24 protein-coding genes are annotated in these 12,666 nt (G+C 69.9%); 5 read left to right on the top strand and 19 right to left on the bottom strand.

Annotated elements, in window-relative coordinates; genetic code table 11:
* The 16 genes from C1J00_RS10070 to C1J00_RS10005 all read right to left on the bottom strand — a co-directional run.
* A partial coding sequence (locus tag C1J00_RS10070) for an FtsK/SpoIIIE domain-containing protein (protein WP_102908700.1) occupies positions 1–1,962 on the bottom strand: 1,962 nt, incomplete at its 3' end.
* Between the two features lie 177 nt (positions 1,963–2,139).
* Positions 2,140–2,286 (bottom strand): hypothetical protein, encoded by a 147-nt coding sequence (locus C1J00_RS45185; RefSeq protein ID WP_180989482.1) that lies wholly within the window; start codon positions 2,284–2,286, stop codon positions 2,140–2,142.
* Between the two features lie 196 nt (positions 2,287–2,482).
* Positions 2,483–2,647, bottom strand: coding sequence for a hypothetical protein (locus C1J00_RS45180; RefSeq protein WP_180989481.1), 165 nt, complete (start codon positions 2,645–2,647; stop codon positions 2,483–2,485).
* Positions 2,644–2,850, bottom strand: coding sequence for a hypothetical protein (locus C1J00_RS10060; RefSeq protein WP_102908698.1), 207 nt, complete (start codon positions 2,848–2,850; stop codon positions 2,644–2,646). The genes C1J00_RS45180 and C1J00_RS10060 overlap by 4 nt, the downstream gene beginning before the upstream one ends.
* The gene (locus tag C1J00_RS10055) at positions 2,847–3,299 is read right to left on the bottom strand and encodes an HAD family hydrolase (protein ID WP_102908697.1); all 453 of its coding nucleotides are present in this window, start codon (positions 3,297–3,299) and stop codon (positions 2,847–2,849) included. The genes C1J00_RS10060 and C1J00_RS10055 overlap by 4 nt, the downstream gene beginning before the upstream one ends.
* Positions 3,296–3,565 carry a hypothetical protein gene (locus tag C1J00_RS10050; RefSeq protein WP_102908696.1) on the bottom strand — a complete coding sequence of 90 codons (270 nt, stop codon included), beginning with the start codon at positions 3,563–3,565 and terminating at the stop codon, positions 3,296–3,298. Before C1J00_RS10050 ends, C1J00_RS10055 begins: the two co-directional genes overlap by 4 nt.
* Complete coding sequence (locus tag C1J00_RS10045; protein ID WP_102908695.1) at positions 3,562–4,221, bottom strand: hypothetical protein; 660 nt, start codon at positions 4,219–4,221, stop codon at positions 3,562–3,564. Before C1J00_RS10045 ends, C1J00_RS10050 begins: the two co-directional genes overlap by 4 nt.
* Entirely contained in the window at positions 4,218–4,460 is a 243-nt protein-coding gene (locus C1J00_RS10040) for a zinc finger domain-containing protein (protein ID WP_102908694.1), read from the bottom strand. Before C1J00_RS10040 ends, C1J00_RS10045 begins: the two co-directional genes overlap by 4 nt.
* A complete protein-coding gene (locus C1J00_RS10035) occupies positions 4,457–4,735 on the bottom strand; it encodes a hypothetical protein (RefSeq protein ID WP_102908693.1) in 279 nt (92 codons plus the stop codon). Before C1J00_RS10035 ends, C1J00_RS10040 begins: the two co-directional genes overlap by 4 nt.
* Complete coding sequence (locus C1J00_RS10030; RefSeq protein ID WP_102908692.1) at positions 4,735–5,361, bottom strand: hypothetical protein; 627 nt, start codon at positions 5,359–5,361, stop codon at positions 4,735–4,737. Before C1J00_RS10030 ends, C1J00_RS10035 begins: the two co-directional genes overlap by 1 nt.
* Before the next feature lie 99 nt (positions 5,362–5,460).
* Positions 5,461–6,039 (bottom strand): hypothetical protein, encoded by a 579-nt coding sequence (locus C1J00_RS10025; protein WP_146046168.1) that lies wholly within the window; start codon positions 6,037–6,039, stop codon positions 5,461–5,463.
* Between the two features lie 13 nt (positions 6,040–6,052).
* Entirely contained in the window at positions 6,053–6,964 is a 912-nt protein-coding gene (locus C1J00_RS10020) for a hypothetical protein (RefSeq protein WP_102908690.1), read from the bottom strand.
* Between the two features lie 115 nt (positions 6,965–7,079).
* Positions 7,080–7,223 (bottom strand): hypothetical protein, encoded by a 144-nt coding sequence (locus tag C1J00_RS45175; protein ID WP_180989480.1) that lies wholly within the window; start codon positions 7,221–7,223, stop codon positions 7,080–7,082.
* 39 nt (positions 7,224–7,262) lie between these two features.
* Entirely contained in the window at positions 7,263–7,493 is a 231-nt protein-coding gene (locus C1J00_RS10015) for a hypothetical protein (RefSeq protein WP_102908689.1), read from the bottom strand.
* 77 nt (positions 7,494–7,570) lie between these two features.
* On the bottom strand, positions 7,571–7,846 hold the full coding sequence (locus C1J00_RS10010; protein ID WP_102908688.1) for a hypothetical protein: 276 nt from the start codon (positions 7,844–7,846) through the stop codon (positions 7,571–7,573).
* 1 nt (position 7,847) lies between these two features.
* Positions 7,848–8,036, bottom strand: a complete 189-nt coding sequence (locus C1J00_RS10005; RefSeq protein WP_102908687.1) for a hypothetical protein — start codon at positions 8,034–8,036, stop codon at positions 7,848–7,850.
* 148 nt (positions 8,037–8,184) lie between these two features.
* On the opposite strand from C1J00_RS10005, the gene C1J00_RS10000 reads away from it, so the two are divergent.
* From C1J00_RS10000 to C1J00_RS09980, 5 genes are all read left to right on the top strand, one after another.
* A complete protein-coding gene (locus tag C1J00_RS10000; protein ID WP_102908686.1) occupies positions 8,185–8,691 on the top strand; it encodes a hypothetical protein in 507 nt (168 codons plus the stop codon).
* 267 nt (positions 8,692–8,958) lie between these two features.
* Positions 8,959–9,222 (top strand): hypothetical protein, encoded by a 264-nt coding sequence (locus C1J00_RS09990; RefSeq protein WP_102908684.1) that lies wholly within the window; start codon positions 8,959–8,961, stop codon positions 9,220–9,222.
* Entirely contained in the window at positions 9,219–9,734 is a 516-nt protein-coding gene (locus tag C1J00_RS09985; protein WP_102908683.1) for a hypothetical protein, read from the top strand. Before C1J00_RS09990 ends, C1J00_RS09985 begins: the two co-directional genes overlap by 4 nt.
* Complete coding sequence (locus C1J00_RS45170; protein ID WP_180989479.1) at positions 9,734–10,108, top strand: hypothetical protein; 375 nt, start codon at positions 9,734–9,736, stop codon at positions 10,106–10,108. The genes C1J00_RS09985 and C1J00_RS45170 overlap by 1 nt, the downstream gene beginning before the upstream one ends.
* Positions 10,105–11,271, top strand: a complete 1,167-nt coding sequence (locus C1J00_RS09980) for a tyrosine-type recombinase/integrase (protein ID WP_180989478.1) — start codon at positions 10,105–10,107, stop codon at positions 11,269–11,271. The genes C1J00_RS45170 and C1J00_RS09980 overlap by 4 nt, the downstream gene beginning before the upstream one ends.
* A gap of 22 nt (positions 11,272–11,293) precedes the next feature.
* Here the strand turns inward: C1J00_RS09980 and C1J00_RS09975 are convergent, their stop codons facing one another.
* From C1J00_RS09975 to C1J00_RS09965, 3 genes are all read right to left on the bottom strand, one after another.
* Positions 11,294–11,593, bottom strand: a complete 300-nt coding sequence (locus tag C1J00_RS09975) for a hypothetical protein (RefSeq protein ID WP_102908681.1) — start codon at positions 11,591–11,593, stop codon at positions 11,294–11,296.
* 242 nt (positions 11,594–11,835) lie between these two features.
* The gene (locus C1J00_RS09970) at positions 11,836–12,363 is read right to left on the bottom strand and encodes a hypothetical protein (protein WP_102908680.1); all 528 of its coding nucleotides are present in this window, start codon (positions 12,361–12,363) and stop codon (positions 11,836–11,838) included.
* Complete coding sequence (locus C1J00_RS09965) at positions 12,360–12,665, bottom strand: hypothetical protein (RefSeq protein WP_102908679.1); 306 nt, start codon at positions 12,663–12,665, stop codon at positions 12,360–12,362. The genes C1J00_RS09970 and C1J00_RS09965 overlap by 4 nt, the downstream gene beginning before the upstream one ends.
* Between the last annotated feature and the right edge of the window lies 1 nt (position 12,666).

The following is a 12,666-nucleotide window of genomic DNA, read 5'->3' as shown; positions in this document are numbered from 1 at the left end:
GGCGGGGGTGTGGGCCCCGGCGACCAGGCGCCAGACCTTGGCCTGGCCGCGCTTGCCGGTGTCGTCCAGCCACCCCTTCTTGGTCCACTGCGTGAGCGGCTGGGTGGCGCTGGAGCCGTGTCCGACGATGCCGTCGGCGACCAGATCAGGCTTGGTCACTCCCTCTGGCCCGGCCTTCTGCAGGGCCTCCCACAGCGCGATGCGGTTGTCGGGGATGCGGGAGCCGTCCGGGAAGGTGGGCACTGTCCGAAGGTGCGGCCGGCCGCCCCGCGGTCCGCCTCCGCCCGTCGGGGGCGTCGGCGGCTTGGGGTCCGGGTCCTGGTCCTCGGCGCCGGGCAGCGGCACCCGGGCGCCAGGGCGGTCGGGCCACAGCTCACCGACGGCCGCAATCACCTCACGGCGCTCCGGCGGCTCGAACGGGAACGTCTGCACCATCCGCGGCCGCGAGCCGTCCTCGAGGACGAACGCTTTACCCTTCTCGGACTCTCCGATCAGGTGCGCGGCCGCGCCCTTGGCGGCCCAACCGCGGCCCAGGATGGTGTCCGTCATCTCCGGCGTGGTCGTCGCAAGCGCGATCTTCTGCCCGCAGACGTCACGGATCTGAGAGGGGACGACCTTGTCCTCCGGCTTCTGCGTGGCGAGGATGACCGGGACGAGGCAGGCCGGGCCGCGGGAAAGCACATCCCGCAGCACTGACACGATCTGTCCGCGGAGCTTGCGGTCCGGGATGTCGATGAACGCCGCCAACTCGTCCACGATCAGCGCGATCGTGGTCCACCCGTCGCCCGGCTCCGCCTTCGTACGGCCCTCCCGCACCAGCCGGGCGTAGCGGACGTCGATCTCCCTTTGCAGCTCCAGCAGCTTCGCCAGGAACGCGACGGGGTCGCGGCCGATGAAGTCGTCTTCGTGCTGGCACAGCGGCGCCCACAGGGACAGCTCAACCAGCTTGGCGTCCGCGAGGATCAGCCGCGCCCCGGCGAGCGCCAGGTGGGCCACGACGACCGACAGCAGCACGGACTTGCCCATGCGCTGAAGACCGGCAATGAGGATGCCAGCACGGGCCAACAGGTGCAGGTGAACCTCCTCACCGGTGTCCAGGTCGATCGCGATGAACACCGGCTGCCACGGGTCCCACTCCTCCAACTCGTCGAGGATGGGGTGCCGGGCCGGGACGGTGACCTTGCGCGCCGGGGCGGGCGGCCGGGCGGTAACGATCAGGTGGTGCGAGGCTCCGCCGTCGCCGACCTCAAGCGTCCAACCGGGCGCCAGGCGCAGCGCGGCCTGCAGGCGCGCGGTCCGCTGAGCGCTCCCGACGATGTCCCGCGGGGAGACTCCGACGGGCAGGGACAGGATCGCCGTCCACGCACCGTCCGGGTGCCGAAGCATCTGCTCAAGGGACGCGCCGGGCGTCCCCGTGGCAGCCAGCGCGCCGGCGACGTCGTCGGGCGCCAGGACCACGTCGACGGGCGCGGCGGCCTGCGTCGGATTCTTGCTCTCCAGCTTGGCGCGGTTCAGGCGGTGCTTGGCCAGCCACAGCCAGTACGGGACGCCGGCCGCGATGGCACCGACGAGACCGACGGCGGCGCCCGGCGCCGAGGGCAAAGCGGTCTGCCACGCCGACCACAGCAGCGTGCACGAGGCCACAGCCCCGCCGTACAGGGCGGGCAGCGCGATCGGGTGCCGGATGCCCAGGACAGTGGCTCCGACGGTGGCCGCGCCCAGGCCGGCACCCGCCGTGCCGTAGGCGACCGGCCATTCCCATCCCGGGTCGGTCACCCACGAAGAGGTGTAGATCCAGCCGCCCCACGTCGTGGCGACGGCGGGCGGAGCGAAGTAGGGGGCGCGGCGCTGGACCACGGTGCACGCGATGTGGAGCATGCGGGCCCGACGCGATGGCTTGGTGGCGGTGTACTCCGTGTAGGCGGCTTCCGCGGCCGAGGCGACGTGATCCGGCGCATCCATAGGTCGAGACACGTCACCTCACCTCGACAGGGTGAGGAGGGACAGACGGCAGGGGATGGTGCGCGAGGGCATCGCGGTGTTCCTTCGTTCGGGAGTTCCCGGCGGTGCTCTCCGCCGGGGTGGTCTGGCCATGACGCCAGGTGTTCGGTTATCGCTGTGGCCGTGCGGCCTGCTATCTCACGGTGCTTCCGGGGCTACGGGTGGCCCCAGCGTCACGGGTTCGGTGGTCTCGTCGTGCCAGGCGTACATCCACTCGTGCCGGAAGCTCACCGTGGTCGTCGGCGGCAACTCGCGCGCGGCGATCGCCGTCACGGCGGTCCTCATGGCATCCACGGCCGCCATACGCCTGTTGGTGCGCACATTGGCCGGCGTGCCGCGCGGAATCTCCAACTCGACAGTCAGTCGAAGCTTCCGCGGGGCGTCTCGCTCCGTCGCCATCATCCCCCCTCTTGATCAGACACAGCCCTCATTGTGCCCGACATCTACGGGAGATTGATAGTTCTCCGCGAGATAAACAGGTTCAACGACCTGAAACGATGAACGGCCTGGCCCTTTCCAGAAGATGCAGCACGTTTTCCGGCAGACTCGAAGAGGGAGGCAGGCTGTCGGACCCGAGCCAATCGCGGGCCAACTCCAACGGCCAGGGCTGCCACGCGATGACCGGGCGCACCTGGATGCCCTTCACGGCGTTTCACCGCCCGGAGGGAACGACAGCTCGAGCTTCACCAGGTCGGGGTGCCGGTCGGACGGGCCGATCGCGTCTACCTGGCAGTGCACCGTCACCGTCCGCCAGCCCTCCAGCGGCAGCGTGGACGGCAGCTCGCCCCCGAGTAGCTTGGACAGCTCCTCGGGGGCGAGCTCCTGGTTCCCGGCCCGCTGTTGGGTCACTGGGTGTCTCCCCAGTAGCCGGTCAACTCAACGACGTCGATGCCGTCCTGCTCCGACAGGCGGTTCACGCTCGGGTCGGCGCTCCACACGGTGAGGCTGCCGAACTGGTGGTGGGCGGCGCGCAGTTGCTCCCGCTTCACCACGGCGCCGGGCCGGTGGTCGTGGCGGGATCGCATCAGGAGGAGGGTCGCGGGCACCCCGTTGCGTCCCAACCACACGGTCACGAGCTGCTGCAGACGTCGGTCTCCGCTGGTCATGACGAGGACGGCGGCCCCCCTCTCGCGCGCTCGTCGAGCGGCATTCACGACGTCGAGGTTGGGTGGGCAGCCGAGGCTGGCACGGTGAAACGCGGAGGCGTCTCGCGCTAGGTCATGGATGCCCGAGACGTTGATCAGCCCGCCTTCAAGGTCAAAGGCGACTGCCTCGCGCTGGGCAACAGCCGTGGTCATTCGGCCCCCTCGTTGTAGACGCGGATGATCTCCTGGGCCTTGGCCTCGCACCGAGTGCAGGCGGGGCCGCGGCCCGTGCCGCAGATCGCGGCGGCGAGGGCGTCAACGGCCCCGGTAGAGGCGATATCCAGGAAGGCGGCGCCCTTCCCGCGGTGCATGTCGCACGCTTGGGTCTTGCCGGCCTTGACGCCGCACGCAATCAGGGCGATGCGCTGCTCGAGGCCGCTGGTGTCGGGGACGAGGGCGAGGGTGGGGGTGGGGCTCATAGGTTGCAGTCCTTCGGCGCGCGCGACTTGTGGTGTGCGATGGTCTTGAGTTCGCTGCCGACCTGCTCGTACGCGGTCATTTCCTGGCATGCGGTGCAGCGGTAGGCGACGTATCGGCGCAGGGGATCGGTGCGGGACATGGGGTTGCCCTGGCGTCCGCCGGCCATCTCGCCGGGCCCCGGGTCTCCGCACCACTCACATGACGGGTCGTAGTGGGAGATGACGGGCGACATCGTCCACCGGGACCAGGTGATCGGGCGGCCGGCGTGCTCGGCGGGCAGGGGTGCCTCGGCGTACGTCGTGAGGTCCGGGACGGCCCGCAAATGACCGCGGCCGCGGTCGGTCTCCGGCTCAGGCAGTTCCTCGGCGACGGCGGCGGGAACGAGTCTGGGCGCCTCGGGCTCCGGCTCACCGCGCAGGGCGCGCAGGCAGGCCGGGCAGATGCTCGCCTCGGTGACCGGCCCGTCCCAGGGCCGTACACCCGGCGCTCGCTCGGCGTCCGGCTCGCACTCCAGGGGCACGGTGAACATCGGTACCGCCGGGGCTGTGATGCCCTCCCCGGCGACGTGCAGCAGAGGACGGCCAGCGGCGCGCACGACCAGGCGGCCGTCCCACTCGGGCGCGGCGGTCGGGGCTTCAACGGCGAGAGCACTCATCGGCCACGCGCCATGAGGAGCGGCACCAGGCCGTTGGGCTTGGGGTTCTGCCGGTACAGCTCCCGGCGGGCCGCGTGCACGCTGCGGCGGGCGAGGCAGAGGACGCCGGCCGGGACGTGGCATGTCTTGCATGGCACGGAGTAGACGCCGTGCCGGAACCGGGCAGCGGTCTCGTGCGCAGCGTCGTGCGCTGCGTCCGCGGCCGGGGACGGGATCACGGCGGAGAGGAGGGCTATCACGCGGGGCCGCCCTTCTTGGCGCGCTTCTTCACCGGCGGCGTGTACGGCTGCCAGGTGATCGTGCCCTCCTCGACGTGGCCCGAGGCCCGGGTCTCGCCCGTGTCGTCGTCGCGAAGGTAGTTCTCCCAGAAGGTGACCCGGCCCTGCGCGGCGCCGGGCTCTCCGTATGGACCCTCGTACTCCGTGTGGGGCGTGCCGCCCTTCTCCGGGATCTCAGTCCAGGTGATGACTGCCCGGTAGACGGCGCCGTGGTCGGCCTTAATGTTCCGCGGCATCACACACCATCCTGTCGGTCGGGGAGGGTGATGTGCGGACGGGAGCCCTCTGGGGCCTCGTGGATCAGTCGGTACAGCCACAGGCCCTCGTCTGGGATCGGGATCCGCTCGTACTGGGCCTCACCACGGCCGGGTTGTTCGGTGTCGCCCCAGGCGATCGGAAGCGTGAGGGTGTTTGCCGGGCCCATCGCGGGTGTGCGCGCCGGGACGCTCAGAACGGCCCCCTTGTAGGGGCCGTTCACGAACTGGATGAAGCACGGGGACACCAGGCCGTCGATCTCCTCTGCCATCTGCTTCCCCAGGTTCTCGGCCCACTCGTGGACCTCTCGTGCGGTCGGAGTCGGGGCGAAGCCGAGAACGGCCCGCACCGCCGCGACCGCGGAGAGCAGCTCGGTATATGCGGCGATGGGGAAGTCGTCGTTCCAGCGGTCGCGCAGCAGGGAACATGCGGCCTTGTCGGCGATCTCAGCGAGCTCGAGGTCTACGACGTCGCGGTCGAGGTGCTTGCCGCCACGCGCGTACGCGGAACGGACCAGGTCGACCAGGCGCTCGCGGCTCACGCTCGGCGGCATAGGCGTGCCGTCCCGGTCGTAGACCTGGAGGGACACGTTCGGTGTGGTGCTCACGGAGGGGCATCTCCTAGCGCTGTACGGGAGGACGGGCCAGCCCTCAGTTCATGTACGTCTGCCGTCGATTTCTGTTACGGCTTCCCGCGTTTCCGCTGGTCAGCTACTCCCGGCAAGTTCAACGATGACGAGGGACATGCGGGCGAATCCGGTGGTGACTGGGGCGCCCATTACGGGGTTCGGGCCGAGCAGGTGCTCGTGGTCGTCGTCCGGGAGTAGGTGGTGCTCCTGCGGCCGGTGCAGGTTCGGGGTGACGAGGCCGTCGACGTACGCCTTCGCAGTCGGCGCCCAGTTCCCCGGGTCACGCTTCCGGTTGATGGGTCGCGGATGCAGCACGTAGAAGATGGCCGCGCGCTGCAGGCGGGGCAGGCGCTCACGCCTGATCATCTGCGCCGCGTCGGCCCGAAGCCGTTTCTTGATCTTGTACTCGGCCATGTGGTGAAGACGCTGATTGCTGGTCAGCATCTCCTCCACGTATGGCATCAGCATCGTCTTGACGTACCCCACACCGGACAGGCCGGCGAGCAGGGGCTCGAGCGCGGGCGGCTCCGGAACGGACGGAAGGCCCGGGTGCACGGCCGGCTTCTTCCGGGCCGTCCTCTTCGGGGCGGCGGCCGCCGCGGGAGCCTGAGCCCCGCGGCGGCGCGCAATGAATTCCTGGTACTGCTGGGCGGTCATGCGGACCACGGCGTCAGCCCTCCAGTGCGGCGGTACCGGCTTCGGTGAGCCGCCAACGGTGGCCGCGGACCCCCTTTTGCGTCGCGCCGTACTCCTGGTCCTGGGACACCCAGCCCTTCTTCTGCAGCTTGCGCACGGCGACGTCGACCTTCCGGCCGAGGTGTCCCCAGGCTGCGCGAGTGCGCTGGCTGGTGTCCCGGATCGTGATGCAGCCGCGGACGCTGAACGTGAAGACCACGCCGGAGGCGATGAGCCGCAGCATGGCCGCCTCGGCGTCCGTCGGCGGTGCGGGAGCGTCCACGGCGCGGATCTTGGCCGCGTAGACCAGGCAACGCACGCAGTTGGGCGGGAGGTCGACGGCATCGCCCAGGTGCAGCGGGTCGGCCCGGTCGGGCGTCTCGCACAGGCCCCGGCCCGCGGGGTGCCTCCGCGCCTTCCCGGAGACCACGTCGGCCGAGGGCGCGGTGTGCCGGGTAGTACCGTCCGGGCCGGTGTGGCGGGTGTTCTCGTGCACCGTCAGGACGACGGGAGCCGCGCCGACCACCAGGTTCCAACGGCGCTTCGCCGTCTCCAACTTCGCTGCGGCCAGCGCCTCTTCGGCTTTGCGCCGCTGCGCCGCGGCTTCCCGCTCCTCGACGATCCGGTGCGGCAGCGGCGGGTCGAGGTTCAGCTCGTCAGCGGCGACCAGCATCCAGCCGTCGACGCTGGACACCCGGTCGAGGCCGGGGAAGCTCCGCCCGAGTACGGCCGTGCACCAGTCGTAGCCGCAGCGCGCGGCCACCTCCTTCATGCGCTGGAGGTCGGCCGGGCCCAGCGGCGGCCGACTTCTCAACTCGGCTTCGCGCTTCAGCTCTTGGTACAGCTCGTACGCCGGTTCCGGCTCAGGAGCTGGAAGCAGAACGGTGATGATCTGGCGACGGGACATCGCGGTTTCCTTCGTTCGGGACTTCCGGCGGTGCTCTCCGCCGGATGGCGCCACGGTGGGCGCCGTACGGTTTCGTGTGGCAAGAACCCGTGTCAGGGCCTGAGTTCGCAGGCGGTCATTCGAGGAGTTCGTCCTCGGTGAGGCCGCCGGGAATGTGGTGGACGTGTACGCCTTCGGTCGTGACGATCACGGTGTTGGCTCCGCCTTCGGCCTTGACGGTGACGACGCAGCTGCGTTCCTCGTTGGGCTGCTCACTCATCTGGGTTCGCTCCTTGTAGGGGTGTGCGGTAGGTGGGCCCTACGGTGTCTCCGGCCCGAAGGCCTCGTCGATGACAGCGGGGTCCGGGTCCAGGCGGGTGGCCGCCACGCTGTGACCGGCTGCGCGCAGCGTGGCGGCGTTGTCGCGATCGCGCAGGGCGAGCACCGCGGCGGTGTAGGCGGGGATGAGGCTCGGGCGGAGGCCCGACTCCTCGAAAAGTCCGCTGATGACGCTTTCGGCCGTCGGCTCAGGCGTCTCGGAAGTGGCCATGGGCGTTGAGCTCCTCGGAGGGGTTGAGCGGAGAATCGTTCTCAGCGAAGAATCGAACGGCTCGAACAGGCCGGTTGTTACGCCTTGGCGGGGGACACGGCAGCGACCGAAGCGACCCACGCCCGGCCCAACCATCGCGGAACGCCCGGGAATGCGTGGGCCAGGAGCAGGCCGGCCGCGATCGTGAGGGTGAACGAGATGTTCGCCAGAGCCCACCCGATGACGCCGACCACCGCGGCGACCGCCATGGCGAAGGCGACGCCGAGCACGTCGAGCGCGAGCGGGGCGAGGGCGGGATGCGCGAGGGCCAGGAGGCCGAGGGCCCAGGCGAGAAGCCGCAGCTTGGCGCCCATCTCAACCCTCCTGCTGCTGGCCGTAGAAGCCATTGCTCGGGTCGGTGGTGTCGGAGAGGTGGACGCGCCACCCGTCGGTCGTCTTCACCAGCGGGTCGTCTTCGGTGCCCGGGTGTCCGTCGGCCGCGCAGATGTTCCGCTGGCCGTTGTGGTCGCGCTTCTGCTGACCCTCGCTGATGTAGCCCGCCATGGCGGTGCTCCTCTTCGTTCGGGACTCGGGCGGTGCTCTCCGCCCTCGTGGAACACGATAGAGGGTTACTAATGAGTAGCCGACAACAACTGTGATTGTTGTCGCTAAAGTTGGCGAGACGTCAGATCACGCGACTCAGGGGGAGCCCATGGCCGGCCGTACCGAAGCGGCGCCCGTTCTCGAACCTCCACTCATCCTCACACCGAGCGACGACCCGCGCCCCGTGGAGCGCGCCGTTGTCGACGGCATCGCGGGCGACTTCGGGCCGGAGACGTTCCTGTGGATCGTCTTCAACCGGCCCGACGGCGGCGCCCGAGTCTGGTACGCCTGGACGTCGGGCGGTCACCCCCTCGGGGACGACATCGACCGCCGCGCCCTGGCCGCTCCGCTGGACGCGGCCGACTGGCTGCACTTGATGGGCAAGCACCTCGAGCGCCGCACCCGCGGCCGCGTCCAGATCGACGCCCACCCGCTGCGCCCCATCCTCGCCGACCTCCAAGCGGGCGTACGTGCCCCTGACGACGAGCGTGTAAAGCTCCGCCGCATGGTCGAACTGGCGGCCGACATGACCGGCCAGGCCCGCCCTGCAGACCGTCCCGTCCGCTGGGTTGGCGTCGGCCCTGATCTCCTCATCACCCGGAAGGCACAGCCATGACCGACGACAAACGCCCCTTTGCCCCGGCCGGCATCGTGCCCCTGCCCACGGAGCAATGGACGATGCTCCGTCTGATCAACCCACCGGAGCCCAACCCGCACCCTATGCCGGACGACTTGGACGAGGGGGTCGCCGCGTTCGTGGCGGGCTCTACGTCACCCGTCCGGTGGTGGCCGGACCCGACCGAAGACGAGTGGGTCGCCGCGTTCGTGGCGGGCTCTACGTCACCCGTCCGGCGGTGGCCGGCCCCGGCCGAAGGAACCCGCGATGAGCACTGACCCGGGCCCGATCCCCGCGGGTGCGATCGAGTGGCGCAAGATCGAGGCGGGGGCCATCCAGACCGGCAACGCCCTGGAGGACATCCGCAATCGCGAGCCGTATGCCGTCGAGCAGGTCATCATTCACGCGCTCGCCGAGTTCAGCATGGGCGGCCCGCCAATGGGCAAGGACGAGGCCCGGCGCTGGCTCAGTCTCTACCTGCGCCAGGTCGCCGAGGGACGTTCCCCCGTTGATCCGGGAGTGCAGGCATGAGCGGCATCGACGAGCAGACCGCCCGCGCCTGGTGGGAGTTCATCGACCAGCAGCTCGACGAGGAGCTGCGGACGAAGTACCCGACCGCGGACAGCACACCGGCGGTCACCGAGTACCGGGAGAAGTACCGCGGCGCGCAGAGCGAGTACCAGGCCCTCGTCGACGCGCTGCACCGTGGCGTCCAGGAGGAGGCCGAGGACCACCTCTGGGGGCTCCGGAACCGCGCATCCGCGTGGGAGACGCACCCCGAGTACCCCGAGCCGATCTCCGACGGCACCATGCCCTGCCCCGTCCCCGCCCCCGAGAGTGGGCACCCGTGCGTGAAGCGGATCCCCGCAGGCTGGGCCGCGGCCGAGGGGCACGGCGGCGGCCATTTCTGGCAGTCCCCCAGGGCGGCCGAGCTCGAGGCCCGCGGCGCGCACTACGACCCGGGCACGCTCCTGTCCGGCCAGCCCACGCCGTGGCACCTGCCCGAGGACTGCACCCCCGACTGCTGGAAGTGGAGTAACTGATGACCGACGCGCGATGGAACGGATACGCCCGCCTTATCGAGGCATCCGGTGGCTATCACGTTGCCAAGGTCCACGAACTGCTGACCGTGGTCGGCAAGCAAGCGGCCGGAGCGCGCATCGTGGCGGGCATCGAGCAGGAACTGGCCGCGCACGATATCGGCTGTCTTCCACCCCGAGTACCCCGCGACCAGAACGCCTACGTCCTGCTCTACAAGCAGGACGGGCCTGGACTCGTCGGCCTCATGCACCTCGTGCGCCAGCTCTGCGACGAAGACGTCCCCATCGGCCCGGCGACCACGCGCAAAATCATGACCGTGGCCTGTCTTCTGCAGCAGAACCAGGCATCGCCCGAGGGCGACGCAGCATCAGCATGAACGAGGAGTACGTGGACGAGATCGTCGACGCCGAACTCGTCGAGGACCGGGAGCTGGCGCGCGCCGCGCCGGCCCCCCGCCTGCTCGTCAACCAGCACACGGCGTTGATGCCGGGCGAGGAAATCCCGACCAGCGACAATCCGCGCACCACGTACACGGAACGGGACGTGTACTACAACGAGGCGACCGCCCAGGCCATCAAGGAGGCCGAGGCAGCGGAATCTCCCCAGCGCCGGACCGCCATGCGCTTGTTCGAGGCGTGGTGTGCGGAGCAAAAGCAGGTGGCGAAGCCGTGTACCACGAAGACATACACCGAGTACGGGCATCACCTAATGGAGCGGGGACTCAAGGTCACCACGATCCAGCACTACATGTCCCTGATCCGGACCTCGATGCCAGCCGGGAAGCGGCCTGACCCGAGCGTGTACCTGATGCTCCTCCGCCACTACCGGAAGAAGAACAAGCGGGCGCTGCGGCGCAAGGAAGCGTTCCCTATCACGCTGTCGTACCTGGTCCCGATGATGAAGAAGGCGGAAGCCGGTGACCGGCCGATCGGCTGGCGCGACTCGGCGATGCTCGCCTTCGGGTACCGGTTCCTCGGGCGCAGCATCGAGGACGTCGACCTGGACCTCGAGGACGTGAAGATCCTCGACGACATGGTCACGGTGTGGCTCGCCGAGGACAAGACGCACAAGGGCGAGGAACAGACCCTCTACCTCCACGACCGGGAAGACCTGCGGTTGGTCTTCCGCATGCGTCGCTGGGTCGACTACCTCGCTTCACAGGGCATCACCACCGGCCCCGTATTCCGGGAGGTGAAGCGCAACGGAACCATCGCCTCGTCGGAGACCCGCGCGAAGACGGCCACCAAGCGCGGTGACCACCTGCGCCCGCAGACTGTCAACGATCGGGTGAAGCTGTGGTTCGCCGCGGCCGGCCTCAAGACGGACGGCCGCCCCGTGTCCTCGCACAGCCTTCGCGCCGGCGGCGCCACCGACCTCGGTATGAACGGCGCGACGGACGAAGAACTCGAGGAGGCGGGCCGCTGGAAGAAGGGCTCGCGCATCCCTCGGGAGCGGTACGTCCGCCCGACCAAGGACGCGAAAGCGGACCCCTTCAAGAAGGTCCCGACGTACAACCCGGAGGCTCAGGCGCAGGAGTGACCCCGTCCGCCGTACGGGCCGATCAGCCCGAGGACGGCGGATGCTCGGCCGTTCCGGTGCGGACGACGGGAGCCATGTAGCCGAGGCCGGAGGGGCTCCACCTTTCCGCGTCGGCGGAGTCGCGGCCGGGCTGGAGGGCGAAGCCGGCGTCGGCGAGACGGCGGCCGGCCGCCTCCTGGCGGAACCTCTCCCAGTCCGGCAGATCCACGGTGGCGAGGACAGTGAGGCCTTGGTCGAGCACGTTGAGCTGGTATCCGTGCTCGACCCGGCCGTCCTCGTGGGGCTGGCTGTTCGGCGTGCAGACGGCGATGAGATCGGACATGGTGACCTCCCGGTTGAAGACGGCCGGGGGCGGTTGGGAATCCGGCCGCGCCCCATCGTGCCGCACGGGCCTGACAGTCCATCGCCTGAATAACGGAATCGGGCCTACCACCGCAGGTACAACAAAGCGCCGTCCGTCACCTCTCACCGCGCAGACGGCGCCCGTCGGACCCCTAGAAGGAGGGCTCCCAAAAACACGGGGTCTTGCCTACCGTATCAACTCTCTTTGCACTCCAAGCTGGCTCAGGCGGGGACGGGGAGCACTGCGCGCATGGCGGCCGCGGTGAGGGCGAGCACCGAGCAGACCGCGCGCGGGTCGTCGTGCAGCTCCCACAGGGCGTCAAGGGCTCGTCGTCGCCCGGGGATGCCGTTCGGGGCGGCGTCGAGGACGGCCTGGACGGCGGAGCGGGCCCGGACGGTGGCGGCGATCTGTTGCTCGACGTCGTTCAGCGCCTCGGTGGGGGAGAGCTGGAAGGCCCGGGAGAGCGCGGCGGCGTTGTCGAGGACGGTGAGGGCGTCTGCGGTCGGAGGGACGAGCTTGTCGAGGTCGACGGTGCCCATCGCAGTGCGGGTGTGCGGTCGGGCGTCAGGGTCGACAATGACGAGCAGGCACATCTGGGCGACGTGCATGGTGCGGGCGAGGCCGAACTCCTCGGCGTGGGCCAGCAGGACGGGCAGGCCGGCCGTGGGGGGCGCGCCCGGGGAGAGGAGCGCGGCCGTGTAGTCGGCCGACCGCTGGGTGACGATGCTCCAGTACGGATTGGTGGTCATGCTGCGCCGCTCTCGTGGTCGTGGTTGAGGTGGGGGACGCCGTATCGGCCGACGAGCTGCTCGAGCGCGTCGGGGCTGCCCGCGGTCAGCGTGAGGCCGCTGCACTGGGGGCACTTCCAGGTGTGCCGGTCGGGGCCGGGTTCGATGGGGTTGGCCTTGTCGGCGGGGCCGCAGTACGGGCAGCCCTCGTGCTCGAACCGGCAGGGGTACACGATGCCGTTGCCGCGTCCCTCTTCGTGGTCACAGCCGGTCCAGGCGCATTCGTCGTGCGGGCAGTGCGGGCCGTACACCAGGCGGTTCATG

Source organism: Streptomyces cahuitamycinicus, assembly GCF_002891435.1.
Classification (GTDB): Bacteria; Actinomycetota; Actinomycetes; order Streptomycetales; family Streptomycetaceae; genus Streptomyces; species Streptomyces cahuitamycinicus.
The sequence above is the reverse complement of the archived record's forward strand: the minus strand, read 5'-3'. Positions and strand labels throughout refer to the sequence as shown.